The following is a 25,352-nucleotide window of genomic DNA, read 5'->3' on the forward strand; positions in this document are numbered from 1 at the left end:
GGTTGTATTATTGTCGTCAATCAGATAAATTATTATTTCATCAATACCAACATTATTTGTTTCATTTATATAGACATACCACGAAAAAGTTTGGTATGATAGTAAATAGTATATGAATTAAAGTCGAGTAAAGCGATGAAGGGAATAAAAGAATAAGCAACTGTATTTTTAGAGAGTCGAGGATGGTGGAAACTCGATAATGCTACTTATTCTGATACTCATCCCTGAGTGTTAAACTGAAAAACTTTTTTAAAAGTAGGTTTAACCGGGTGTTACTTAGCACCCGTTATCAAAAGGAAGCGTCTTTACGCTTTTAGAGGCAATATTTGCGAAAATATTGTAAATCAGGGTGGTACCGTGAAAAGATAAGACCTTTTCTCCCTTGAATGATGATGTTTTTTTACATCTCAATCAAGATAGAAAAGGTCTTTTTTATATCCACATTCATAATTAGTTGAAGTTACAAAATACTAACTAAAATAAGCTTATAGTTTTTCAAATTAGGAGGGATTAGAATGGAACGAACAAATAAATCAATGGATCAACAACAAACACAAGATCCAAAAACGGGATCAGATCTTCTAGTGGAAGCCCTAATAAATGAAGGGGTTGATACACTATTTGGCTACCCGGGTGGTGCAGTTTTACCGATTTTTGATGCATTATATAAAGCACGCAGCTCTTTTAATCAGGTATTAGCTCGCCATGAGCAAGGCTCTATTCATGCCGCAGAAGGCTATGCAAGGGTATCTGAAAAACCAGGTGTTGTTATCGCTACTTCAGGTCCAGGTGCTACTAATTTAGTTACAGGAATCGCTGATGCAATGATTGACTCTCTTCCTTTAGTTGTCTTTACCGGTCAAGTAGCTCAAGGTGTCATTGGAACTGATGCCTTTCAAGAAGCGGATGTTATGGGAATTACAACACCGATTACAAAGCATAATTACCAAGTTAGAGATATCAAAGATCTACCGAGAATTGTAAAAGAAGCGTTCCACATTGCTACAACAGGTCGACCTGGTCCGGTTTTAGTTGATATTCCAAAAGATATTTCGGCTCAGATCATTGATGCGGATTTCAAATCGAATACGGATATAGACCTTCCAGGATATCAACCAACTGTAAAACCAAATCCGTTGCAACTTAAAAAATTGGCAGAAGCTATCGGAAATTCTAAAAAGCCAATTATTCTATCTGGTGCAGGGATATTGATGGCAGATGCTTCTGAGGAAGTCCTAACTTTTGCTGAAAAGCATTCCTTACCAGTAGCATCCACTCTTTTAGGGCTAGGGGCATTTCCTGGAGACCACCCGTTATTTTTAGGGATGGCTGGGATGCACGGCACATACGCTGCAAATACTGCGTTATACGAATGTGACTTATTAATAAATATTGGTGCTCGTTTTGATGATCGTTTAACAGGTAACTTAGCATCATTTGCACCAAATGCCACTGTTGCTCATGTGGATATTGATCCTGCGGAAATCGGAAAAAATGTTCGCACCCATATTCCAATAGTAGGAGATGCCAAATTAGCTTTAACTCACTTATTAACGCAAGTAAAGCAGTCACCACAGCATGATGATTGGTTAATAAAGATTCATGAAAATAAAGAAAATTATCCACTTTGGTTTAATAATCCAGAAAGTGAAATGATTGGCCAGTGGGTAATTAAACAGATTCATGACCAAACAAAAGGTGAAGCTATTGTTACAACAGATGTTGGACAGCATCAAATGTGGACCGCACAGTTTTATAAATTTAAACACCCTAATCGCTGGGTTTCATCTGGTGGGCTTGGCACTATGGGCTTTGGCTTCCCTGCTGCAATCGGAGCACAGCTAGCAAAACCTGATGATACGGTAGTAGCTATTGTCGGAGATGGCGGATTTCAAATGACTCTACAGGAGCTATCTATTTTGCAAGAACGTGGATTGCCTGTAAAAATATTCATTGTTAATAACCAAGCATTAGGTATGGTACGTCAATGGCAAGAAGCTTTTTATTCGGAAAGATACTCAGAATCGATTTTTAGCATTCAACCAGACTTTGTGAAATTAGCAGAGTCTTATAATATCAAAGGTATGAAATTCACTACACAAGAAGAATTTTTAAATGCCCTTCCAGGAATCTTTGATTATAATGGTCCAGTGCTAGTTGACTGTAGAGTGCTTCAACAAGAAAATGTATATCCAATGATTGCACCTGGTAAAGGTTTAAATGAAATGATCGGGGTGAAACCATGAGACGAATAATTACTGCAACTGTTAGAAATCGTAGTGGTGTATTAAATCGAGTAACTGGTTTACTTCAAAAAAGGCAATTTAATATTGAAAGTATCTCTGTTGGAAAAACCGAAACGGATGGGATGTCTAAAATGACATTCGTCGTTGATGTGGAAGATTTCCAAAAGCTTGAACAGGTTACCAAACAACTAAATAAACAAATAGATGTAATTAAAGTATCTGATATAACAGATAAAGCTATTGTTGCAAGAGAACTGGCACTAATTAAAATTGTTAGTAACAGCCAGTTAAGAAATGAAATTCAGGGTATTATCGAGCCTTTTAGAGCTAGTATTATTGATGTAAGTAAAGATAGCTTGTCGGTTCAGGTAACAGGTAAACCTGATAAAATCGAGGCTTTAATTGAGTTATTAAGACCTTATGGCATTAAAGAATTAGCTAGAACTGGATTAACTGCCTTTACTAGAGGGCAACAACCAGTTATACAAGACGGTAGCTCTTATTCGCTACTAAATTAATTACGGTATTTATGTAAAACATATATATAAAATTAAAATTTTGAGAGGATGTAACTAGATATGACTAAAGTACTTTATAACAAAAATATTAACGAAGAGGTTTTGCAAGGTAAAAAAATCGCTATTATAGGCTACGGTTCTCAAGGCCATGCACACGCATTAAACTTAAAAGAAAGTGGATTTGATGTAGTAGTTGGTTTAAGACAAGGGAAATCATGGGATAAAGCTGTAGAAGACGGTGTAGATGTTAAATCTGTAGCAGATGCAACAAAAGAAGCAGACGTTGTAATGATTCTACTTCCGGATGAGTATCAACCATCTATTTATCAAGAAAGCATTAAACCAAACCTAGAGGCTGGTAATGCACTAGTATTTGCACATGGTTTTAACATTCACTTTAACCAAATCGTGCCTCCAAGTGATGTAGATGTATTCTTAGTAGCACCAAAAGGTCCTGGTCACCTAGTACGTAGAACATATGAAGAAGGTGCTGGAGTACCTGCTCTTTATGGTATTTTCCAAGACTATACTGGTAAGGCGGCAGATGTTGCTCTTGCATATGCAAAAGGAATTGGTGCAGGCCGTGCCGGAATCCTTGAAACAACTTTCCAAGAAGAAACTGAAACAGATCTTTTCGGAGAGCAAGCTGTACTTTGTGGTGGAACATCTGCACTAGTTAAAGCTGGTTTTGAAACACTAGTAGAAGCTGGATATCAGCCAGAAGTTGCCTACTTCGAATGTTTACATGAATTAAAATTAATCGTTGATTTAATGTATGAGGGTGGATTAGAAAACATGCGTCATTCAATCTCTGATACTGCTGAGTGGGGAGATTTCGTTTCTGGCCCTCGCATTGTAACAGAAGATACAAAAGCTCGTATGAAAGATGTATTAACAGATATCCAAACTGGTACATTTGCTCAAGGATGGATTCTAGAAAATCAAACGAACCGTCCACGTTACACAGCAATTAAAAAAGCAGAAAATGAACACCTAATTGAAACTGTAGGAAGAGATCTTCGTGAGTTAATGCCATTTGTTAAGCAAAAGGCTATTGCTAAGAAGGAAGTGGTCTCGAATGACGAGAATTAAGATTTTTGATACTACCTTGCGTGATGGCGAACAATCACCAGGAGTTAATCTTAATCAATTAGAAAAACTTGAATTAGCTAAACAACTAGAACGCCTTGGAGTAGATGTAATGGAAGCGGGATTTCCTGCTTCCTCCAAGGGTGATTTTGACGCTGTGAAAAATATCGCAGAAACTGTAAAAAATGTTTCTGTAACAGGTTTAGCAAGAGCAGTGAAATCAGATATTGATGCGTGTTATGAAGCATTAAAAAATGCCGAAAGTCCGAGGTTACATGTTTTTATTGCTACCTCCCCTATTCATATGGAATATAAATTGAAGAAAACTCCAGATGAAGTAATCGAAACAGCTGTTAAAATGGTCGAGTATGGTAAAACAAAATTTGATCAAATAGAATGGTCTGCTGAGGATGCTTCTCGAACTGATTTAGAATTTTTAGCAAAAATAATTGAAAAAGTGATCGATGCTGGCGCTACTGTTATAAACTTGCCTGATACTGTAGGTTACACAATGCCTCGTGAATATGGGGCTATGTTTAAATATATTAAAGAAAACGTACCAAATATAGATAAAGTAGATTTATCTTGTCATTGCCATGACGATTTAGGAATGGCTCTAGCAAATTCCTTTGCAGCCATTGAAAATGGTGCCACACAAGTTGAAGGAACGATAAATGGAATTGGTGAACGCGCAGGAAATGCTTCGTTAGAAGAATTCGCTGTTGCATTAAATATTCGAAGTGATTATTATCCTTACTACTCTAATATGGTGCTAAAGGAAATTAAACGCTCGAGTGACATGGTTAGTAAATTCACTGGAATGGTCGTCCCTGGTAATAAAGCAGTAGTTGGAAGAAATGCATTTGCGCATGAATCTGGCATCCACCAAGATGGTGTATTAAAAAATGCCTCCACTTATGAAATTATCACTCCTGAACTAGTTGGAATACACTCCAATAATCTAGTACTTGGTAAGCATTCTGGACGCCATGCTTTCAAGGATAAGATCAATCAATTAGGATATCAATTACCTGAAGAAAAGTTAAAAGAAGCTTTTGTTGCATTTAAGTTACTAACAGATCGTAAAAAAGAAGTAACAGATGATGATCTTTTTGCTATTTTAACGGATATTCAAACAGATGTTTCCAACGTGAAACGTTATAAATTAAAAGACTTCCAAATTCAATACGGCTCCCAACACATTCCAAGTGCAACCGTTACGCTTATCAATCCACATGGAGAAAACGTGGAAGATACCAATACTGGGCAAGGAAGTGTGGAAGCGCTGTATAACACACTAGATAATATTATAGATGAAAAAACACACTTAACTGACTTCCAGCTTAATTCAATTGGTCAAGGTAGAGATGCATTAGCAGAAGTTCACGTAAGTATGACTGTAAACGACCAAACGGTAAGTGGAAGAGGTTCTGCTCAAGACGTATTAGAAGCAGCAGTTCAAGCATTTTTAAATGCTGTCAATCGCGCTATAAACAAAGCTGCATTAGACGCAAAAAACAATTGAAGGCTTGCTCGTAAGTAGGAGGAATAGATGTGAATAAAAAGATTGTATTATTGCCCGGAGACGGAATTGGAGCAGAAGTAATTCATGCAGCAAAAGATGTCCTAACCGCAATCAGCAAAAAGTTCAACCATGAGTTCGATTTTCAATATTGTGATATTGGTGGAATTGCTATAGATAACCACCAAAATCCACTACCTGATGAAACTATTGAAGCTTGTAAAAGTTCTGACGCTGTATTGTTAGGTGCTGTGGGTGGACCAAAATGGGATAATAACCCCTCTCATCTCCGTCCTGAGCGTGGCTTACTTGGCATTCGTAAAGCGCTTGATTTGTATGCAAATTTAAGACCTGTTAAAGGATTTGAAAAATTATTACACGCTTCCCCACTCCGTCAGGATATTATCCAAGGAAGTGATTTATTAATTGTTAGAGAATTAACAGGTGGTTTGTATTTTGGGCAACCAAGTGAAAGAAGAGATAACGGTAATAGTGTAGTGGATACACTGACCTACTCTAGAAAAGAAATAGAACGTATAGTAGATAAAGCCTTTCAAAGTGCTAGATTAAGGAAGAAGCAACTTACTTCCGTTGATAAGGCAAATGTGCTAGAATCTAGTAAATTATGGCGAGAAATTGTCGAAGAAAAAAAGAGCGATTATCCAGACGTAACAGTTAATCATGTTCTAGTTGATGCTGCAGCTATGAAATTAATAACTGAGCCAACATCCTTTGATGTAATTGTTACGGAAAACATGTTTGGTGACATACTGAGTGATGAAGCTTCCGTACTAACAGGGTCACTTGGAATGCTGCCATCAGCTAGTTTAGCAGAAGATGGTGTAGGTTTATATGAGCCAGCACATGGTTCTGCTCCTGATATCGCAGGTAAGGGAATAGCAAATCCAATAGCAATGATCTTATCAGCAGCATTAATGCTTCGTTACTCCTTCCAACTTGAAGAAGAAGCAGTTGCAATTGAAGCAGCAGTAGAACGTGTATTAAATCAAAATTATCATACTGCTGATTTAAAAAGTGAAGATGGAAAGTTAGTCAATACAAACGAGATGACAGAATTAATTGTTAACGAGTTAAAATAAATCTGAAGCTTTAAAATAATAGTAAAAAAACTTCGGCGTATCCTATTTAAAATAATAGCTCTGCGGCGATGTTTTTCTAAACAGTGAGGAGTGAAAGCATGGGAAAGCCTAAGACAATTGTTGAGAAAATTTGGGAGAAGCATATCGTTCATGAAGAAGAGGGAAAGCCAGATTTATTATATATTGACCTTCACTTGGTTCACGAAGTGACATCTCCTCAAGCATTTGAAGGATTAAGAATAAATAACCGTACAGTTCGTCGTCCGGATCGCACGTTTGCAACAATGGACCACAACGTACCTACTATCCATCGAAATGTTATAAAAGATGAAGTGTCGAAAACACAAATGGATACACTTAAACAAAATTGTACTGAATTCAATATTCCCCTTGCTGATATTAATCATCCTGACCAAGGTATTGTTCATGTAATTGGTCCAGAGTTAGGTTTAACGCAACCTGGTAAGACCATCGTTTGTGGAGATAGTCATACCTCTACCCACGGCGCATTTGGAGCGTTAGCTTTTGGAATTGGTACGAGTGAAGTTGAACATGTTTTAGCAACACAATCGATCTGGCAAGCTAAACCAAAAACATTAAATGTTAAAGTTAACGGAAAACTCGGCACTGGTGTTACTGCAAAAGATTTAATCTTAGCGATTATAGGTAAGTTTGGGGTTCGCTTTGGCACAGGTTATGTCTTAGAATATACAGGTGAAGCTATTCGCAATCTTCCTATGGAAGGAAGAATGACAATCTGTAATATGTCAATTGAAGCTGGAGCTAGAGCTGGTTTAATTAGTCCTGATGATACTACGGTAGAATTTCTAAGAGGTAAGCGTCATGTCCCACAAGGGGACGCTTTTGACGAAGCTGCAAAAGAATGGAAATCACTTGCTACTGATGAAGGTGCTATTTACGATGAAATGGTTGAAATAAATGCAGATGAAATCGAACCTCAAGTTACTTGGGGAACAAATCCAGGTATGTGTATCCCTGTTAGTGCAAATGTTCCTGTACCTGAATCTGCTAAAACAGATAATGAAATTGAAGAAATAGAACGAGCATTAGAATACATGGGGCTTGAGGGTGGAGAACCTATTTCCTCAGTGAAGATTGAGCATGTATTTATTGGTTCTTGTACGAATTCCCGTTTGGCTGATTTAAAGAAAGCATCCTCTATTATAAAAGGACAAAAGGTTCATCCTAATGTTACTGCTATTGTTGTTCCAGGATCTCATAGTGTGAAGAAAGCGGCAGAAGCAGAAGGAATTGATATCATCTTTAAAGAAGCTGGTTTCGAGTGGAGAGAAGCTGGTTGTAGTATGTGTCTTGCTATGAATGATGACGTTGTACCAGAGGGTGAACGTTGTGCATCTACTTCAAATCGTAACTTTGAGGGTCGTCAAGGTGCAGGTGCTCGTACTCACTTAGTAAGTCCTGAAATGGCAGCTGCCGCCGCTATAGAAGGTCACTTTGTAGATGTACGTCACATGAAAGTACCTACTGCTTAAATAAAAGATATAAGGGGGTAACTTATATGGAACCAATTAGAAAACATGAGGGAATTGTCTATCCATTAAATCGTGCCAACGTCGACACGGACCAGATCATTCCTAAACAATTTTTAAAACGCATATCAAGAAAAGGTTTTGGTCAGTTTTTATTTTACAACTGGAGATATGATTCCAAAGGTGAATTGCGTGAAGATTTTTCATTAAACAAGGAAAAATATCAACATGCCTCTATATTAGTAGCAGGTGAAAACTTCGGGTGTGGTTCCTCACGAGAGCACGCTCCATGGGCACTTCAAGACTATGGTTTTCGTGTAATTATCGCACCAAGCTACGCTGATATTTTTTATAATAATTGTACGAAAAATGGTATTGTCCCAGTACAACTTAGCCCATCTGAGGTTCAACAATTAATAGATAATGCTGAAGCTTCAGATTATAAATTAACTCTAGATCTTGAAAGTAAGGCAATTTATGATAATCAAGGATTTCATGCGGATTTTGAATTAGATGGCTATAAGCGTGAAATGTTATTAAACGGTTGGGATGATATTTCAGTCACTTTAACCCATGACGATAAAATTAAACAATTTGAACAACAAAGAGAGCTTTCATAACAGCTATACATTACCATTTTTAAGATTAGTTATGGAGTTTTGAGTTTATATTTTTTTATCGAAGCTTTTCTATACTTTTTCATACACATGCAAAAGACTTCCACTAAACCATTAGTGGAAGTCTTTCCATTTATTTTATGTGACGCAGAACCTGTTCAAAATCAGTGGTTGGAGATTGACAAGTAAAATTTTCACATACATAGAAGGTTACGAGATTATTTATTCTTTTATAGGAAGAAAACGCCTCACGGTCATCTCCTTCTGTAATTAAGATCATCTGTATATGTGGCATAAACTTTCTCTTAGATAACTGAACCAACTTTTCTACTTCTTCCTCCCCCCTCTCTCCAACGACAATAATTTGTTTTGGTGGATGCTCTACATAAAATAAGCTTTGTAACAAGAATGTCGCAGCTAAGGGATAATCTTTGATGTAAGCTTTACTTATTACTCTAATTTTATCCGCAGTTTTTAGATATTCCATATTATTTGTGTAATAGGTTAACCTTGTAAGGACTTCACCTATAACATTATTTCCACCCGGAAGGGCGCCATCATAAAATTCCTTTTCCCGAATTAAAAGCTCTTCCCCTTCAATAGCTGTATAAAAAAATCCTCCTCTTTCCTGATCCCAAAACTGTTCCATTAATTTCGTTACTAAATTCTCTGCTTTTATAATATAATTCACTTCTAACGTGGCTTCATATAATGTTACGTAAGCCCATAATAAATAAGCATAATCATCTAAATAAGCATGGTATTTAAGCTCTCCTTTACAATAACGAGCCATCCATGTTTCGTTTTTGTAAAAAGTACTTTCAAGCTTATTCATGCTTTTCTTCGCTTGATCCACGAACATTTTATTTTGAAGCTTACTACCTGCTTTAGCCAATCCGACAATTGCTAAAGCATTCCAACCTAACAGAAATTTATCATCAATAGCAGGCTGATTTCGTGTTTTTCGCACATTTTTCAATTTTTCACGGGCCTCTGCTAAACCATTTTCTAATTCTTGGTCCGTTAGTTTGAACTTCTGTATATACTCGTTTTGTTTTCTTTCAATCAAGTTAGGCAAATTTTCACCTTTAAAATTTCCATTTACAGAAAAACCGTATGCATGTAAAAAAAGTTCTGCTTCTTTATTCGTTAGAACCTTTTCTACTTCATCTATGGACCACGTATAGTAATCCCCTTCCCCTTCTGCCGTATCAGCATCAATTGATGCCATAAAAAGGTCATTTTCCATTAAGTCAGTTTGAAGAAACGACACAACTTTTTCTGTAATCGATTTATACCTGATCTTATCTGTTGCGCTATATAGCTCTGAATAAAGAATTGTTAATAGTGCATTATCGTATAGCATTTTTTCGAAATGAGGAATCAACCATAAATTGTCCGTAGCATATCGACTAAATCCAAATCCTATATGGTCAAAAATACCTCCTTCATACATCGCATGAGCACTACGCTCCACCATATCTAATGCATCTTTATTTTGGTGAAAAACTGAGTATCGCAACAAAAATAAATGATGGTGCACTTGCGGAAACTTAGGAGCTTTCCCAAATCCCCCATAAGCCTCGTCAAAATCCTGTCTCAATCCATTATATGCCTCCATAAGCATACCAAGAGAGATTCCGGTTGAACTTTCTAATTTAGTTGATTCTTCTAAAGCGTTTCTAACATTTTTAGTTACCCGATCAATTTTTTCACGATTATTATGATATTGTTCAATTAATTGTTTAAGTACCATTCTAAAGCTAGGACGATTACCTAATGTCTTTGGTGGAAAATACGTACCAGCAAAGAAAGGAATTTGATCTGGACTGAGAAAGATAGATAGTGGCCATCCTCCTTCCCCTGTCATCATTTGGCAAGCCTTCATGTATATAGCATCAATATCCGGTCTTTCTTCCCTATCAACTTTAATCGATACAAAATGTTCATTTAAAAATTCTGCAATTTCAGGATCTTTAAAACTCTCTTTCTCCATTACATGACACCAATGACAGCTTGCATAGCCAATGCTTAAAAAAATAGGCTTATCCTCGAGTTTTGCTTTTTCAAGAGCCTTCTCGTTCCAAGGATGCCAATCAACTGGATTATAGGCATGTTGTAAAAGATATGGTGATTTTTCATAAAATAGAGCATTTCTTTCATTCTCATTATTTTTCATGGCGCACCTCCAAAAGATCTGCTATTTCCATCATAACGAAACATTTTTATTAATTCATCTATTCTCTTACTATACTTTTAGTTTTCGCTTAGAAAGTAGCTGTTTGGTATGAATTAAATTAATATGGCTGGCCAATGTGAGGAACTTCTTGTCCAAAGCACTAAAGATGTTAACACTTGACACTCCCCTTAAAAATATGGTATTAAATAGTGTGTTAGCACTCTTATCATCAGAGTGCTAACACACATTATACATATTTTATTGGGGGGTATTTTTATGGAAACAAAACAATTTCAAGCCGAATCCAAACGATTACTTGAAATGATGATTAATTCCATCTATTCGCAGAAAGAAATTTTCTTGCGTGAATTAATTTCCAATGCAAGTGATGCCATAGACAAGATCTATTACAAGGCACTTACGGATGATCAAATTTCCTTCAATCAGGAGGATTATTTCGTTAAAATTTCAGCAAATAAAGCTGATAGAACACTTCATGTTGTTGATACTGGGATCGGAATGACAAAAGAAGAATTAGAATCTAATTTGGGTACAATTGCTAAAAGTGGCTCATTAGCATTCAAGAATGAAAATGAAATGAAAGATGGTCAAGAAATAATCGGACAATTCGGTGTAGGATTTTATTCTTCCTTTATGGTTGCCGATAAAGTTGTTGTTTATACGAAATCATTAAATGATGAACAGGGGTATAAATGGGAATCAACTGGTGTCGAGGGTTATACAATTGAGCCTTATGATAAAGAAGATGTAGGAACAGAAATTATCATTTATATCAAGGAAAATGATGAGGATGTAAACTATGATGATTTCCTTGATGAACATCAATTAAAAACAATCGTAAAAAAATACTCTGATTTTATTCGTTATCCAATTAAAATGGATGTCACAGAGCAAAAACCAAAAAGTGATGACGATGATGAGCTTGTCGAGGTAACAGAAGAAAAAACTGTTAATAGTATGGTACCAATTTGGAGAAAAAATAAACAAGAACTAACCGATGAAGATTATAATGCTTTTTATCAAGAAAAGCACTTTGGTTTTGATAATCCATTAACACACCTACACATAAGTGTAGATGGTATGGTAAGATTTCAGTCCATACTTTATATTCCTGAACAATTACCGTATGATTACTATTCCAAGGAGTTTGAAAAAGGACTAGAATTGTATTCCAATGGAGTTTTAATTATGGAAAAATCAGCAGACCTTGTCCCAGATCATTTTAGCTTTCTGAAAGGAATTGTAGATTCTGAAGATCTCTCTTTAAACATCTCAAGAGAAATTTTACAGCAAGATAAACAAGTTAAATTGATTGCAAAGAATATAGAGAAAAAAGTGAAAAATCACTTACAAAGCATGCTGAAAAATGCTCGTGAAAAATACGAAAAATTCTTTGAAGCTTTTGGTCGTCAACTAAAATTTGGTGTGTATAGTGACTTTGGTGCAAATAAAGAAAAACTCCAGGATCTACTTCTTTTCTATTCATCCCAAGAAAAGAAATTAGTGAGTCTAGCTGAATATGTAGACAGAATGCCTGAAGATCAAAAATATATTTATTATGCTAGTGGCGAGTCCCATGATCGTATTGAAAAATTACCACAAACAGAAATGTTAAAAGACAAAGGATATGAAATTTTATATTTCACAGAAGAAGTAGATGAGTTTGCAATTAAAATGCTGATGAATTACAAAGAAAAAGAATTTAAGTCTGTAGCAAGCGGCGACCTTGATTTAGATGATGAAGAAACTAAAAAAGAAGCGGAAAAGCAAAAAGAAGAGCACAAAGAGCTTCTAGATCACATGAAAACACTTTTAGGGAATAAAGTGAAAGATGTTAGATTATCTACACGGCTCAAGTCACATCCAGTATGTCTTACTGCTGAAGGTGATGTATCAATTGAAATGGAAAAAGTGTTAAAAGCAATGCCAGATAATCAAAATATTGAAGCAAATAAAATTTTAGAAATAAATAATAAGCATGATATCTTTCAATCATTAGTGAAAATTTATGAAACAGATCCAGACAAAGCTGCATTGTATACAAATATTTTATACAATCAAGCATTATTAATAGAAGGACTTCCTATCGAAGACCCTGTAGCGTTTTCTAATGATATGTGCAAAGTAATGGTTTAAAGAGGAAATATTTAAATTTCAAGCAGTTTTTATACTGACTTCGCTCTATTTTAGAACATCAAATGATTAAATCATTTGATGTTCTTTTTTAGTGAAAAAACACAATGGAAAACCAGTATTATATTTCTGAAAAAACACATAAGTCAAATCATCTCCTGTGGACATACTATTGATGTGATTTAAAGAATTCATTATTAAGTATCATACTACAAATGAGTTTAGCGTCTCTTATAGACATCATTACTCCTTCAATTTCTCCATAATTGAACGCTAATCAGATTCTTTATAATTTTTTAGAAGGTAAATAATTTGAATCTATATTTCAATTTAAAACAACTACAAAAGTTAAAATAATAAGGAGGATTCAAAAATGCTTCATCGATCACAATTAGAACAATGTAAACAAGAACTACTTTCTCAAAAAAACGCACTCAAAAAGCATCTTAGTGACCATTTCGGTTTGGAAATAGAACAAAACAAAGAAACTAGCTCAGAGCTTTCTAATTACGATAACCATCCCGGTGACACAGGCACGGAACTATTCGAACGAGAAAAAGATATTGCTTTAAATGAACATGCTGAACAGGAAATGAAACAAATTGAAGAAGCTTTAAATGCTATTGAAAACGGCACATATGGAATTTGTGAACAGTGTGGTAAGGATATACCGGCTGAGAGACTTATTGCGTTACCTACCACCAATAGGTGTATTACACATGCTGATAAACATATTCCACACACACGTCCTGTTGAAGAAGACATTATTCATGCTGGTTTAAATGAAGTGAAAACGGAAAATGGAGAAGAAAAAGCAACATTATTTGATGCAGAGGATGCATGGCAAAGTGTTGAAAAATATGGATCATCAGATAGCCCTTCTGACTTTAATGAAACTAATGAAGATTATGACAATATGTTTTTTAATTCAGACGAACAGATAGGAAGTGTTGAAGATATAGAAGGTTTTTTATTAGCTGATAAAAACGGGAAATTTATAGGAGTAAATGAAAAACATGAATCCTACGAGAATTATTTAGATGAAAATGAAGTAAATTCCATATTATCAACGGATAAGTAAACAAGTGGTGGAGTGGGCTATATTTTTTATAGTCCACTTCATTTATAGTAGTGCTGGAATTAAAATTATAGCGATTTAAATACATATAAAACCCTTCAAAATTGATTATAATTCCATATCGTTATAATTTTGAACACGATTTCTTCCCTTATCTTTAGCATAATAAAGTGATTTATCTGCTTGTTCAAGTAATAGTTCAATCGACTGATTATGATATTGTGCAAATCCAAAACTAGCTGTAACTCCAGAAATTATTTCAAATGGGTAGTCTTGGATAGATATTCGAATTTTATTAGCTAAATCAAATACTTCTTCTTCTGTTTTATTTCGTGATACTATAATAAACTCTTCCCCACCCCATCGCCCAAAAAAATCCTCTGAGCCTAAATTTGCTGTTGTGAGCTCGGTGATTTTTTTTAATACTTTGTCTCCTATAGGATGGCCATATTTATCATTTACAGCCTTAAAGTAGTCAATATCAAAAAGGATAACTGAAAAATCTTCTTTTTTCTTTAAACTTTCATCTAACCAAATGTAAATTTTGCGCCGATTGGCAATGCCAGTCAATGTATCATAATAGGCCATTTTTTCCGTTACTTCTTTTTCACTATAATAAGTCATTATTCGACGAACAAAAAAGATGAATATTATATAGATTAAATTTGATAAGAAGTATTGCAACAAACGTTCGTGACCTGCTTCTGGTATTTTATTCCAATAATAAGCTCCTATTCCTACAATAACTAGCCATAAACTTAATGCATAATATAAGCCGAATTTACGTGGTAAAGAAATAAAAATAAATACAAATACTAACGGAGTCCAATAAGTTGAACTTCCCGTATGCGTTGATCCGTTTATGACCATATCTGTGGCAATAATATCATGTGACTTGATTATATGAATAACACTGACTAGGGTTAAGTTTATATACTCCACTAGTTTTAATGTATTAGCAAACCATAGTAAAAGCCAAGACAATGAAAAGACTATGGAATATATACTTAAAACCCAGTTATTTAGCTGATTCGAACTATCCGAAAAGAAAAGACCCATTATGCTCGCAAAAGTAATAACAGGTAAAATAAATAAATATAAATACCTTTTAAAAACGTCATATTGATTCATAATGGGTTCTCCTTTTTAATAAATAATCGAACAGTTTTTAGAAAATGTAGAAAAGAGGAGCTAGAAAAATCCACCTCCTCTTTTAGATATTAATTTAAAAATTTCACACATACAGCTTCTGGAGCATATATACCAGTTTGAAGAACAGTTAATTTACCTGTTTTGCTGTCTCTTTCAAATAAAGCTAGTGTATTCGATTCTTGATTTGCTGCAACAATAAACTGTTCAGAAGGATCAAGCACAAAATCTCTTGGCCAATTACCTTCTGTATAGGTAAGGTCAATTAGCTCTAATTTATGATCATCATTAATCTTAAATACCGCGATGGAGTCATGTCCTCGATTTCCTGCATAAATAAATTTCCCATCTGATGATACATGAATTGCACTACCTTGGTTATTTTCCGTAAAATCTTCTGGAATCGTTTTAATGTATTGTAGTTCTTCAAAAGTTCCTTCAACTTCATCAAAATCTAAAACAATTACTTCATTGCTTAATTCCGTCATTACATAAGCATAAGGCAGAGTTGGATGGAAAACAAGGTGCCTAGGTCCAGTACCTGGATTAACCTTTAACTGCGCCTTCTTATTAAGCTTACTGTCTTCTACCTCATATGTCGTTATGGTATCTCCTCCAAGATCGACAACAACAACATAATTTTCATCAGGAGTAAATCCTGCATAATGTAAATGTGGTTTTTCCTGTCTTTCATGTGGTCCTTTTCCAGTTTGAATGACAGCTGAGGCCACTTCGAGAGATCCGTCTGCATTAACTTGATAAGACTCTGCTTTTTCTGTGTGATAATTTGCTGTAACAAGAAGTGAATTATCTTTATTTACACTTACGTGACAAGGTGCAGAGCCAGGTTGAGCTTGACTATTCAATTTTTCCAACGTATCATTTTCAACTTTAAAAGCCGTCACTCCACCTTTATCATCTTCTTTCGATACCGCATATAAAAATTTGTTATCATCACTTAATGTAAGATATGTAGGGCCATCTAATTTAGCAGCTAAAGAAACATTTTTAATTTTCTTTTCCACTGTATCTAATTCAAAACGATGTACCCCTTCGCTTTCCACTTTAGTATAAGAACCAATGTAACCGATATATTTCATAATACAATCTCCCTTCCAACATTTCTCTCTATTATATCAAAATGACCTTCAACATTCTAAGATTATTGGTTTATCGTTCATTTTACATTCAAATGAAAAAGACTACCTGAGCGGTCGACCCCTCAGGTAGTCTTTCCATTATTAAGACCCCATCGTGTTAGATAAAGTAGAAGCTAACTGATTTGCATTACTCTTCATGTTATTACCTTTTCGCATACGGTAATACGCTAATGCACCAATACCAACAGAAGCAAGGATAGGCATCATCATAGAAGTATTATTTTTCATCGTTACACACCTCAAAAGAAAAGAGTTAAGCTTTTTGTAAGCTTACACTTATACTTTTTCCTATAGGGTACGAAACATGCAGAGAATTTATTTAATCTTATTTCCAATCCAGAGAATAAATAGAACAAATAAACCTATAGTGAATGGCAGAGCACCGATTAAACTAATTGCCATACCATCAAATCCACCAACCATTTGTGTTCCAATTAAATAAATAATAATTCCAATCATGCAGCATAAAAAGCCCCAACTAAAGCTTATTCTTTTTATTACACTTATGATAAAACCAATAAAACAAAGGATTAAGAAAATCCAAGGTAACACTACGTACACATAAAACCCCATCAACGACATCCTTTTTGACCATAATACCTTATTATAGAAGGTTTATGGAAAATAGAAAAGAAAAAATACTTTAAGGCTATGCTGTCGTTTTTATTGGGGCAGTAATTTCTCTAAAATCTTTTTTATCTATAGTGTTTCGGATTATTTGCCTAGCTCTAAATAAACGTGTCTTTACTGCAGACAAAGATATATCTAGATGTGTTGCAATTTCTTCATCTGAAAGGTCTTTACAATATCTCAGAATAAATACTACTTTGATTTTTTCACTTTCATTTTTAAAGCAATCAATCATGTCTTTTTTTAGGCAGCATAAAGTCAATTGTTTATCAATTTCATTAGCATCACTTAGAGAGAAATGATCCATGGAATAAGATTCAGATAGCAACACCAATCTCGATCTTTTTTCTTTTCTTAAAAGGTCAATTGCAGTTCTGGTTGTAATAGTTTTCATCCATGCAAATGGCTTCGCTAATTTTTTAAGCTGGTCAATATTTTGAAATATTTTTATAAAGGCCTCTTGAAGCGCATCATGTGCTAAATGTGTTTCCTTTAATATAAAGAACGCAGTATTATATAATCGGTCGTGATAACTGTTGTAAATTTCATCGAAATACGCAGTATCTATTAATGTTTTCTCCATTTTAATCTCCTTCTTATTTCATTTTTTCTAAAATTAAGGCTGGCATATCCTCTTTATTTACTTGGAAAGTATATAAATAACCATTGTTTACTTTGTCATACACCCCAACGGTATAATTATCCTCCCAATCAATCGATTGATTGGCTTCCAACACAGTCTCTATATGCCCCGTCTCTTCTAATATCCAATAATCTGTTCCTTCCTTCCAGTTATCGAGCTCCCATAATATTTCTTCCGAATGATTTTCTGAAAGGATTACTAGGTGTAATAAATCTTCGGCTGCCAAAGAAAAATCAGGGAAGTTTTCTTTTATCCAAGTAATTGTTTCTTCATCTTGATCTGAAAAATTAGCGTGATAATATTCATCGTTTATCTGAAATTCTGCATAATAAATATTATTTTCTCTATATTGCATTTCTTCGTAACTTCTTTTTTGATAGTCCTCTTTTATTTTTTGCATAAATGCTTCCATTTTTATAGGATCGCTAAGTTCCATACTAATAAAAGGTGAATTGAGTGAAATAGAGTCCACTTTCTCTTTTTCAAGAGACATCCACGGCTCCTGTATTTCTTTATATTCCTGTGTCTCAAATAAAGGCTTTAGCAGTTCATTATATTGTTGTGAATGTTGTATAAAATACTCCCTTACTACTTCACTTCCATCTTCGAGATAATAAATAAGATAAATATTTTTACTATCAGGATGGTAATTAGGATTTATGGTTTGATTTTGTTTATCATTGATTAAAGCTTCGTGTAACTTTCTAACTTGCTCAATACTTCTTTTAGATGTTAATTTATTATCCTCCCTGAATTGATTCTCTTCAAAATAGGAATAACCATCTTCACTAACATAAACACCTTCAATTTCCTCCCCAGTAGGTATCTTTGTCTCATACCCGAAAATATCAAATACGATTATGAGCAAAATAATGGTTGTTAAACCCGCATAAGTAAAGAATCCTCTCCATGCATTCCATACTCTCCAATTTTTCTGTAAAATCATTTCTGATAAAAAGTATCCAAGTATCGCAAAAATAATGTATCCGAAAATTATCCAGCCTACTTGACCTTGTACTTCAGCGAAGTACATCCCACCTAACAGCATAAAACAAAAAGTCACTCCGAATTTAAAAATCGGTTTAAGCTGTGGGAAAGCTAAGGCTTGTGAAGCAGCTTCAATTGGTCGTTTTAGATAGAGAAATTTGGATAGCAGATAAAAAATAACACATAATAGTACATATGGGATCAATCTTAACCAACTTACTTCATAGTAATAATAATCCAACATATCTGTAATAGGCGATAAGGCTGACGTTCTTATATCCCAAGCATATGCTTGAGAAAATCCGTAGAGTAGTAAATCTAAGTTGGAATAGATCAGAACAATAATTCCTGTTGGAAATAAGAGCATTACAATAGTTAAAATAGCTTGCACAACTGATATTCCAGTAATAAATCCAATAAAAACAGTGACTGTATAGATTAATGAACCATACATAAAATATACAAGTAACCAGTCCCCTATATCTTTTAATTCAATTAAACCCTGGTGATTTGAAAAAAAGTATAACAATACTAAGAAAAAAGCATTCAGTATCACTGGTAGAAATAAAAGTAAGTACCCCATCCAGAAATGATGGTCAAATAATCGTAAACGTTTTATTGGGAGACTATGCATAAAATCTGCCATTGGCTTGACCTGAATATAACGAAAAATAAATAATCCAATTAGTAATGGAACAATCATCAACATCATAAATTGAAATTCTATATTGAAAGAGATCAAGTCGTCGTAATAATTAGCGAAATTATCATCTTCACCTGTTAGCATCATTAAAATGCTCAATGGTAATGTAAATAAGAGAAGGAGAAAATATGCAATCGAAATCCAACCCACAGATCTGAAATTTTGGATTGCTATTTCTTTATTAAACCAGGACATTTTCAATCGCATAGCCTACACCCTCCATTTCATAAATAAATATTTCTTCTAACGTTAAAGGTAAGATATCTTTTAATATTGGCTGGTAAGATCTTATTTCTTGATCAACGTCAGCATAATCTCCTTTAACGATCCAAATATTGACACTTCCCCGCTTCTCTTGGTGAACAATATTTAGGGATTCTATCAATTTCTCTGGTGGATCTCCATTAAAGGCAATTTGAATTTTGTGTACATCTGATTTTAAATCATCTAAATCCTTTTCAAGCACAAACCCTCCATTATGTAAGATACCTATATAGTCACAAATGTCCTCTACTTCACGTAAATTATGGGACGAAATAAGAACTGTCATCTCTCGTTCCGCAACATCTTGTATAATCAAACCTTTTACCTTTTTTCGAATTACTGGATCTAACCCATCAAAAGGTTCATCTAATATTAATACTTCTGGCATCGTGCTAAAAGCCAACCAAAATGCCACTTGTCTTTGCATTCCCTTAGAAAAGCGATGAACTTTTTTTCTAGGATCTAGTTTGAATATCTTCCCTAATTGTTGAAACCGATTCTGGTTCCAACTGGAGTATGTATTCTTATAGAAATCGGCCAGTTGATTTACAGTATAATGTGAAAAGAAATAAGGTGTGTCAGGTATAAATATCAATTTATCCTTTAGTAACGCATTCTCAAAGATGAGTTTATCTTCAATGGTGACCTTTCCACTGTTTGCTTTAATTATTCCTGAAATTATTTTTAATAATGTAGTTTTCCCTGCCCCATTGGATCCAAGCAAACCATATATCGATCCTTTATTTATGTTGAGATTTAATTCCTTTAAAACTAAGTCTTTTTCAAACCTTTTTGTCACTTCTTCTACCTTAATCATTATCTTCACCTCTTTTTATGCCTCTGTTTGCTTCATCCATTAAATCATTAATTTCTTCCAGACTAATACCTAAAAATAAAGCTTCCGTTAATGTTTTTTTCAGCTTTTCTTTTATTATTTTTAACTCCTCTGAGTTATTTTGTGTACTAAGCTGATTAACAAAACTGCCCTTTCCCTTTAAGGAATAGATAAATCCAAGCATTTCAAGTTCTCTGTAAGCTTTTTGAATGGTATTTGGATTAATTGATAATTGTTGAGCAAGAGCTCGTACTGAGGGTAATTGTTCATCCTTTTTTAATACACCATTTATGATTAATTGCTTCATTTTATCGACTAATTGTTCATATATTGGTTTTCTGCTTCTTAAATCTAGCTCAAACATAACAACCCTCCCTATATCCACTGTATGAAGTGTATGGATTGTATTAACTGTATTATTATATTTAATACAGTTTTATTATATTCTATATTTTTAAAATAGCAAGTGTTTTTTAAAATTTTCCACAAAAAAAAGAAGCAACGAGTGCTCCTTTTTTTAAGCTTTATATAATTTGCTCCTGATACCATTTTTTAGCGGCCTCAACTTCTGTTTGGGATAACTGATGTCCATTATTTTCCCAGTGGATATCAACATTAGCCCCATTTTCTTTCAGTGTACTTTCAAGCTCATAGCTTTCTTCTTCTGTACAAAGAGGATCATTATGACCCGCAGTAATTAATACCTTCACACTAGACAAATCCGGCAATTCAATATTTCTTCTTGGCACCATAGGATGATGCAAAACAGCACCATTTAATGCATCTTGATAATGAAATAGCAAGCTTGCAGCAATGTTTGCTCCATTAGAATATCCAATCGCAATTATATAATTACGATCAAACCCATATTCTTCTGCAGCTTCATCTAAAAATTCATGAAGCTCTTTTGTTTGATATATTAAATCTTCTTCATCGAATACGCCCTCTGCCAATCTTTTAAAAAATCGTGGCATACCATTTTCTGATACATTTCCCCGAACACTCAAAATGTTTGCTTGTGGATCGACCATTTCAGCTAATGGCAATAAATCATTTTCTGTTCCACCTGTACCATGCAGCAATAGAAGTGTTGGACCTTTCAAGTTTTCTCCAGCTTTAAATATATGTTTCATTCCATCACCCTTTCCAAACGAAATTCACTATCAATGTTTGCATAAAATCTCGAATTATAGATAAGTAAATTATAGAAATATTCACTACTTTCTGTCAATCAGCTTGCTTCACCTGCCGATTGGTACTAGAATTATAACATACAGGTCGCAAAAAGAAGGTGATTAAGATGTCTAAACTACCAGTAATGATTGATATAACAGAAAAGTTAATTGTGGTAATCGGTGGTGGAAAAGCAGTTGAAAGAAGGCTAAATAAATTAAGCAAATGGACAGAAAATATTGTCATTATTAGCCCCTCAATCACAGCTCAAATAAAAGAGCTTGTAGCTTCTACAAATATTGTATGGAAAAAAAGAGAGTTTCATCCTTTAGATATCGAAAATGCCTCTCTAGTTATTATCGCTACAAATGATGTGGAATTAAATCGAAGAATTTCACACGATGCACCCTCTCATGCGTGGATAAATGCTATGCATGATGCAGAAAACGGCGACCTAGAATTTCCTATCTATATGCAGAATGGTCACCTCACAATTGCGATTTCAACCAATGGCGCGAGTCCCATACTGGCTAAAAAAATAAAAAAAGATATGGAAGAAAAATTTAATGATAAATATGTAACATATATAGACTTTTTATATGAAGTTCGTCAGCTATTAAAGGGATTAAGTATTGATCCTTTAAAAAAACACGACTATTTAAAAGAAATAGTCGAAAACCCGATTTATGAGGAAGAAGACCAATTGGCTTATTTAAAAGAATTAAAGAGTGAAAATAAATAAAACTTTGAATGCTATTATTTTATATCGCTGTTTTTTATAATATTTGCAATTTAACCTCTCGGAAATTTTCCTTATAAACTATAACAACCTTCCGTTTTATGGTATTATTTGTCTGAGATTTACTTTTATTACTAGGGGGGATCATATGGGCTTTTGGATTTCTGTGATTGTTGGAGTACTAAGTGTTATAGGTTTGCTTAGTGCGTCTCATTTTTATTATAAATCAGAAGAGTATGATGAAAAATACATTAAAAAGTAATTGGTTTTTTTATAAAGAATTAATTCACTTATACTTTATTTACAAGAAAAATACACATTACACCATCAACTATCGCGGACGGTGTAATGTGTATTTTTAGATTCAAAATTAAACAACTTTATTAGGATTAAACGTGACAATTCATACCTATTTTCGAAATGCTTCTATAGATGTTAAACAATACTTTCTTTCTTCCACTCAGACTTACATTTACTTTGCCATTTCGTTAATAATTGTAGTCCTCTACCGGAGGATAGTTGAACTTTAGCATATTCAACACCCTCTTCAATAGTTGGATAAATTCCAAACAGATAGTATCGTAATCCGGTATTTAAAACTAATTGATTATAATAATATAAATAAGATTCCCTTTTATCACCTGCTAGTAGAGATAAAATAATTTCCGCTTGCTCTGTAGCGTTTAACTTTATATTTTTATCAAACTCTTTACACAATAAGCCATAGTCAGCAGGCTTAACTGTAAAAGAGGATAATCCTTCTTTTTCCCAATGATATACAAAGCTATTTCGATGAACTGGTACGTCTTCAGAGCCTTCCAAACCTTGAACAATAAATACATTCTTATAATCCATTTGTTCGAAGCTTGATTTCATTCGTTTAATAGCCGTACGATGAAAGGCACCAAGCATAATATTTCTAGCTCCTGTAAAGTTTAAAAGCTTTTCTACCGTGTTAAGTATAGTCCTAACACCAATTTCTTCACGAATAAAGCGTAACTCTTTTAAAGGGGACGAAAATGCTTCTGCTTCTAAAAAAGTAAGATTTTGATCCATAATTTCATCTTCTACCGTAACGTTTGTTTTATTTCCATTTATGTTTAATGCTTGAAAGATATCTACCATGGAAGTACCGTACTTTGGTGGTAACGTAATGGAAGCAGACATGGTACAAGGAACACCTTTTTCTGCTAACAGAATAGCTGAAGGTATAGTTGCTACAAAGGAATTGCGTCCATTATAAGGCCCTTGAAAATCAATGAGCTTATCTCTCACATTTTCTGGTAATGATATCTCCATATTTTGCGTTCTAAATGCATCAATAAACGCCAATAACTCATCAGATGACTCGGTTTTGATTCTAGCAGCAATTAGATACGCAGTAGTTTGTGCGATAGTCGCTCTTTTATCAATAATTTGTTCAGCAAGTAAGCGTGTTTGCTCATAGCTTAAATCCTTTGAGCCTTTTTTTCCACGAGCAACTTCCTTAAGCCATTTTTGCATCCTCTGACCACTCTCCCTGTAACTCCAATACTCTCTCTTTAAAAAGTGTCGAGACATTATCATGATGGCCTAGATAATCAGCCACTTTTATTGTTGTTCCATATTGTTTTTGCAAATGCTCCATCGTTTGATGAACTTCTTTAATCAATAAACCTGTAAACAATAAATAAGGAATAATTAAAATAGGTTTATTATGATGCTTTGCTTTTTCGGTAACTAATTCCTCAAACTTAGGATTACTGGCAGCTAGAAAGCATGCTGTAATATTATTCGTTTTCAGTTTTATTTTCAATAATTCTTTTATTTTTCTGGTGTCTTCTAATGCTTCGTTGTCACTACTTCCTCGCCCTACAAGTAATATGTCATATGCAGAAGGATTTGAAGTGACGTCGAGCACTCTATCTGATACCGCTTCGATCATTTTGTTCTCGACACCTAATGGTCTTCCGTAATTAAATTTTATAAGGGGATATTTCTTTTTTTCTCTTTCTAAAACTTCCGGAATATCAATTTTGGCATGCCCTGCAGTTAATAATAGTATTGGAACAATAGCTATATTTGTTGCACCTTTTTCAACGCAGACTCGAATACCCTCAGAAATATTAGGTTCCTCTAGCTCTAAAAAACATACTTCTTGGATCCTTGTTGTAAGTTTAGCCATGGTTTTCTTTAAACATGCATTAGCTTCAATTTTAGCTTCTTTTCTTCTGCTTCCATGACAGATGTATAATACTGCATCCACTAGCTTTCCCTCCTATATTAGGCTTGTAATACCTCAAGAGGTTTAAATTCTTGATCTATTGCTTTTAACTTTAGAAGTTCTGCTCGAATTTTCACTACTTCTCCTACTATTATCATTGCCGGATTACTTATTTCCTCTCTCTTCACATCATCACAAATTGTTTCTAATGTTCCAACGACAACTTTTTCATTTTCAGTGGTACCTTCTTGAATAATTGCGATTGGAGTTTGTTTCGTTTTCCCATACTTCATTAGCTGTTCTTTGATAAAAGGAAGATTACTCATTCCCATATAAATAGCCAATGTATCGACAGATTTCACTAAATGCTCCCATTCAATATCTGATGGGATGCCGTTTTTACAATGCCCCGTTACCGTTGCAAAAGTGCGACCTAGTGAACGGTGCGTTATAGGAATATCTGCTGAAGTAGCAGCAGCAATTCCAGCCGTAATCCCTGGTACTACTTCATAAGGAATTCCTTCAAGTGCTAGTGCATGGACTTCCTCTGCACCACGGCCATAAACATAAGGGTCTCCACCCTTTAACCGCACCACACGCTTGCCTTCTTTTGCATATTTAACTAGAAATTGATTAATCGTTTCTTGTTTCATTAAATGCAACTTAGGTAATTTCCCGCAAAATATTAACTTACATGCTTTTTTTGCTTCCTTCAATAATGTTTTGTTAACTAGACGATCGTATAAAATAACATCAGCTTGCTGAATGCATTTCATAGCTTTCACTGTGATTAAGTCTGGATCCCCTGGTCCCGCACCCACTAAATATACCCTCTTCACATTAATCCCCCCA

At 34.4% G+C, this 25,352-nt stretch carries 23 protein-coding genes and 1 other annotated feature; of the genes, 10 read left to right on the top strand and 13 right to left on the bottom strand.

Translation table 11 applies throughout. The annotated features are described in order from the left end of the window. Positions 1-126 precede the first annotated feature (126 nt). Positions 127-386 (top strand) — a binding site (T-box leader). Between the two features lie 129 nt (positions 387-515). The 7 genes from ilvB (at position 516) to leuD (ending at position 8,606) form a co-directional block, all read left to right on the top strand. Continuing rightward, positions 516-2,246, top strand: a complete 1,731-nt coding sequence (gene ilvB / locus DFR57_RS06985) for a biosynthetic-type acetolactate synthase large subunit (RefSeq protein ID WP_114352426.1) — start codon at positions 516-518, stop codon at positions 2,244-2,246. Beyond that, entirely contained in the window at positions 2,243-2,764 is a 522-nt protein-coding gene (gene ilvN, locus DFR57_RS06990; RefSeq protein ID WP_114352427.1) for an acetolactate synthase small subunit, read from the top strand. The genes ilvB and ilvN overlap by 4 nt, the downstream gene beginning before the upstream one ends. A 60-nt stretch (positions 2,765-2,824) precedes the next feature. Further along, positions 2,825-3,856, top strand: a complete 1,032-nt coding sequence (gene ilvC / locus DFR57_RS06995) for a ketol-acid reductoisomerase (RefSeq protein WP_114352428.1) — start codon at positions 2,825-2,827, stop codon at positions 3,854-3,856. Continuing rightward, on the top strand, positions 3,843-5,378 hold the full coding sequence (locus DFR57_RS07000; protein ID WP_114352429.1) for a 2-isopropylmalate synthase: 1,536 nt from the start codon (positions 3,843-3,845) through the stop codon (positions 5,376-5,378). Before ilvC ends, DFR57_RS07000 begins: the two co-directional genes overlap by 14 nt. 29 nt (positions 5,379-5,407) lie before the next feature. Continuing rightward, positions 5,408-6,475, top strand: a complete 1,068-nt coding sequence (leuB, locus tag DFR57_RS07005) for a 3-isopropylmalate dehydrogenase (protein ID WP_114352430.1) — start codon at positions 5,408-5,410, stop codon at positions 6,473-6,475. A gap of 98 nt (positions 6,476-6,573) precedes the next feature. Then, entirely contained in the window at positions 6,574-7,989 is a 1,416-nt protein-coding gene (gene leuC / locus DFR57_RS07010) for a 3-isopropylmalate dehydratase large subunit (RefSeq protein WP_114352431.1), read from the top strand. A 26-nt stretch (positions 7,990-8,015) separates the two neighbouring features. Next, a complete protein-coding gene (leuD, locus tag DFR57_RS07015; RefSeq protein WP_114352432.1) occupies positions 8,016-8,606 on the top strand; it encodes a 3-isopropylmalate dehydratase small subunit in 591 nt (196 codons plus the stop codon). Between the two features lie 130 nt (positions 8,607-8,736). Here leuD and DFR57_RS07020 read toward each other — a convergent pair whose 3' ends face one another. Further along, positions 8,737-10,782, bottom strand: a complete 2,046-nt coding sequence (locus DFR57_RS07020; RefSeq protein ID WP_114352433.1) for a thioredoxin domain-containing protein — start codon at positions 10,780-10,782, stop codon at positions 8,737-8,739. Positions 10,783-11,058: 276 nt separating this feature from the next. On the opposite strand from DFR57_RS07020, the gene htpG reads away from it, so the two are divergent. Together htpG and DFR57_RS07030 are read left to right on the top strand one after the other, a co-directional pair. Next, complete coding sequence (htpG, locus tag DFR57_RS07025) at positions 11,059-12,939, top strand: molecular chaperone HtpG (protein ID WP_114352434.1); 1,881 nt, start codon at positions 11,059-11,061, stop codon at positions 12,937-12,939. Positions 12,940-13,309: 370 nt separating this feature from the next. Further along, positions 13,310-14,017, top strand: a complete 708-nt coding sequence (locus DFR57_RS07030; protein WP_114352435.1) for a TraR/DksA C4-type zinc finger protein — start codon at positions 13,310-13,312, stop codon at positions 14,015-14,017. Between the two features lie 105 nt (positions 14,018-14,122). Here the strand turns inward: DFR57_RS07030 and DFR57_RS07035 are convergent, their stop codons facing one another. The 9 genes from DFR57_RS07035 to DFR57_RS07070 all read right to left on the bottom strand — a co-directional run bounded on the left by DFR57_RS07035 (position 14,123) and on the right by DFR57_RS07070 (position 21,518). Next, on the bottom strand, positions 14,123-15,145 hold the full coding sequence (locus DFR57_RS07035; protein ID WP_114352436.1) for a GGDEF domain-containing protein: 1,023 nt from the start codon (positions 15,143-15,145) through the stop codon (positions 14,123-14,125). Positions 15,146-15,234: 89 nt separating this feature from the next. Then, positions 15,235-16,263 (bottom strand): lactonase family protein, encoded by a 1,029-nt coding sequence (locus DFR57_RS07040; protein ID WP_114352437.1) that lies wholly within the window; start codon positions 16,261-16,263, stop codon positions 15,235-15,237. A 141-nt stretch (positions 16,264-16,404) separates the two neighbouring features. Continuing rightward, positions 16,405-16,551, bottom strand: coding sequence for a hypothetical protein (locus tag DFR57_RS18235; protein ID WP_170132931.1), 147 nt, complete (start codon positions 16,549-16,551; stop codon positions 16,405-16,407). Between the two features lie 87 nt (positions 16,552-16,638). Further along, entirely contained in the window at positions 16,639-16,896 is a 258-nt protein-coding gene (locus DFR57_RS07045; RefSeq protein WP_114352438.1) for a hypothetical protein, read from the bottom strand. 76 nt (positions 16,897-16,972) lie between these two features. Further along, positions 16,973-17,536: an RNA polymerase sigma factor gene (locus DFR57_RS07050; RefSeq protein WP_114352439.1), complete on the bottom strand. Its 564-nt coding sequence runs from the start codon at positions 17,534-17,536 to the stop codon at positions 16,973-16,975. Positions 17,537-17,549: 13 nt separating this feature from the next. Beyond that, positions 17,550-19,493 (bottom strand): hypothetical protein, encoded by a 1,944-nt coding sequence (locus tag DFR57_RS07055; protein WP_114352440.1) that lies wholly within the window; start codon positions 19,491-19,493, stop codon positions 17,550-17,552. Continuing rightward, positions 19,468-20,367, bottom strand: a complete 900-nt coding sequence (locus DFR57_RS07060) for an ABC transporter ATP-binding protein (RefSeq protein WP_114352441.1) — start codon at positions 20,365-20,367, stop codon at positions 19,468-19,470. The genes DFR57_RS07055 and DFR57_RS07060 overlap by 26 nt, the downstream gene beginning before the upstream one ends. Beyond that, positions 20,360-20,749 carry a GntR family transcriptional regulator gene (locus tag DFR57_RS07065; protein ID WP_114352442.1) on the bottom strand — a complete coding sequence of 130 codons (390 nt, stop codon included), beginning with the start codon at positions 20,747-20,749 and terminating at the stop codon, positions 20,360-20,362. The genes DFR57_RS07060 and DFR57_RS07065 overlap by 8 nt, the downstream gene beginning before the upstream one ends. A 160-nt stretch (positions 20,750-20,909) precedes the next feature. Continuing rightward, on the bottom strand, positions 20,910-21,518 hold the full coding sequence (locus tag DFR57_RS07070) for an alpha/beta hydrolase (protein ID WP_114352443.1): 609 nt from the start codon (positions 21,516-21,518) through the stop codon (positions 20,910-20,912). Between the two features lie 167 nt (positions 21,519-21,685). On the opposite strand from DFR57_RS07070, the gene DFR57_RS07075 reads away from it, so the two are divergent. Next, the gene (locus tag DFR57_RS07075; protein ID WP_114352444.1) at positions 21,686-22,300 is read left to right on the top strand and encodes an NAD(P)-binding protein; all 615 of its coding nucleotides are present in this window, start codon (positions 21,686-21,688) and stop codon (positions 22,298-22,300) included. A 432-nt stretch (positions 22,301-22,732) separates the two neighbouring features. Here the strand turns inward: DFR57_RS07075 and DFR57_RS07080 are convergent, their stop codons facing one another. The 3 genes from DFR57_RS07080 to cobA are packed head-to-tail and all read right to left on the bottom strand — an operon-like array spanning position 22,733 to position 25,339. After that, positions 22,733-23,800 (bottom strand): anthranilate phosphoribosyltransferase, encoded by a 1,068-nt coding sequence (locus DFR57_RS07080; RefSeq protein ID WP_114352445.1) that lies wholly within the window; start codon positions 23,798-23,800, stop codon positions 22,733-22,735. Next, positions 23,784-24,542 carry a sirohydrochlorin chelatase gene (locus tag DFR57_RS07085; protein WP_114352446.1) on the bottom strand — a complete coding sequence of 253 codons (759 nt, stop codon included), beginning with the start codon at positions 24,540-24,542 and terminating at the stop codon, positions 23,784-23,786. The genes DFR57_RS07080 and DFR57_RS07085 overlap by 17 nt, the downstream gene beginning before the upstream one ends. 17 nt (positions 24,543-24,559) lie before the next feature. Further along, the gene (gene cobA, locus DFR57_RS07090) at positions 24,560-25,339 is read right to left on the bottom strand and encodes a uroporphyrinogen-III C-methyltransferase (RefSeq protein WP_114352447.1); all 780 of its coding nucleotides are present in this window, start codon (positions 25,337-25,339) and stop codon (positions 24,560-24,562) included. Between the last annotated feature and the right edge of the window lie 13 nt (positions 25,340-25,352).

This window comes from Saliterribacillus persicus (assembly GCF_003337485.1).
GTDB classification, from domain to species: Bacteria; Bacillota; Bacilli; order Bacillales; family Amphibacillaceae; genus Saliterribacillus; species Saliterribacillus persicus.

Bases quoted from the DNA above. Each gene is read 5' to 3' on its own strand.
- ilvB (WP_114352426.1), top strand. From the start codon at position 516: ATGGAACGAACAAATAAATCAATGGATCAACAACAAACACAAGATCCA.
- ilvN (WP_114352427.1), top strand. From the start codon at position 2,243: ATGAGACGAATAATTACTGCAACTGTTAGAAATCGTAGTGGTGTATTA.
- ilvC (WP_114352428.1), top strand. From the start codon at position 2,825: ATGACTAAAGTACTTTATAACAAAAATATTAACGAAGAGGTTTTGCAA.
- DFR57_RS07000 (WP_114352429.1), top strand. From the start codon at position 3,843: ATGACGAGAATTAAGATTTTTGATACTACCTTGCGTGATGGCGAACAA.
- leuC (WP_114352431.1), top strand. From the start codon at position 6,574: ATGGGAAAGCCTAAGACAATTGTTGAGAAAATTTGGGAGAAGCATATC.
- leuD (WP_114352432.1), top strand. From the start codon at position 8,016: ATGGAACCAATTAGAAAACATGAGGGAATTGTCTATCCATTAAATCGT.
- DFR57_RS07020 (WP_114352433.1), bottom strand. From the start codon at position 10,782: ATGAAAAATAATGAGAATGAAAGAAATGCTCTATTTTATGAAAAATCA.
- htpG (WP_114352434.1), top strand. From the start codon at position 11,059: ATGGAAACAAAACAATTTCAAGCCGAATCCAAACGATTACTTGAAATG.
- DFR57_RS07030 (WP_114352435.1), top strand. From the start codon at position 13,310: ATGCTTCATCGATCACAATTAGAACAATGTAAACAAGAACTACTTTCT.
- DFR57_RS07035 (WP_114352436.1), bottom strand. From the start codon at position 15,145: ATGAATCAATATGACGTTTTTAAAAGGTATTTATATTTATTTATTTTA.
- DFR57_RS07040 (WP_114352437.1), bottom strand. From the start codon at position 16,263: ATGAAATATATCGGTTACATTGGTTCTTATACTAAAGTGGAAAGCGAA.
- DFR57_RS18235 (WP_170132931.1), bottom strand. From the start codon at position 16,551: ATGAAAAATAATACTTCTATGATGATGCCTATCCTTGCTTCTGTTGGT.
- DFR57_RS07045 (WP_114352438.1), bottom strand. From the start codon at position 16,896: ATGGGGTTTTATGTGTACGTAGTGTTACCTTGGATTTTCTTAATCCTT.
- DFR57_RS07050 (WP_114352439.1), bottom strand. From the start codon at position 17,536: ATGGAGAAAACATTAATAGATACTGCGTATTTCGATGAAATTTACAAC.
- DFR57_RS07055 (WP_114352440.1), bottom strand. From the start codon at position 19,493: ATGCGATTGAAAATGTCCTGGTTTAATAAAGAAATAGCAATCCAAAAT.
- DFR57_RS07060 (WP_114352441.1), bottom strand. From the start codon at position 20,367: ATGATTAAGGTAGAAGAAGTGACAAAAAGGTTTGAAAAAGACTTAGTT.
- DFR57_RS07065 (WP_114352442.1), bottom strand. From the start codon at position 20,749: ATGTTTGAGCTAGATTTAAGAAGCAGAAAACCAATATATGAACAATTA.
- DFR57_RS07070 (WP_114352443.1), bottom strand. From the start codon at position 21,518: ATGAAACATATATTTAAAGCTGGAGAAAACTTGAAAGGTCCAACACTT.
- DFR57_RS07075 (WP_114352444.1), top strand. From the start codon at position 21,686: ATGTCTAAACTACCAGTAATGATTGATATAACAGAAAAGTTAATTGTG.
- DFR57_RS07080 (WP_114352445.1), bottom strand. From the start codon at position 23,800: ATGCAAAAATGGCTTAAGGAAGTTGCTCGTGGAAAAAAAGGCTCAAAG.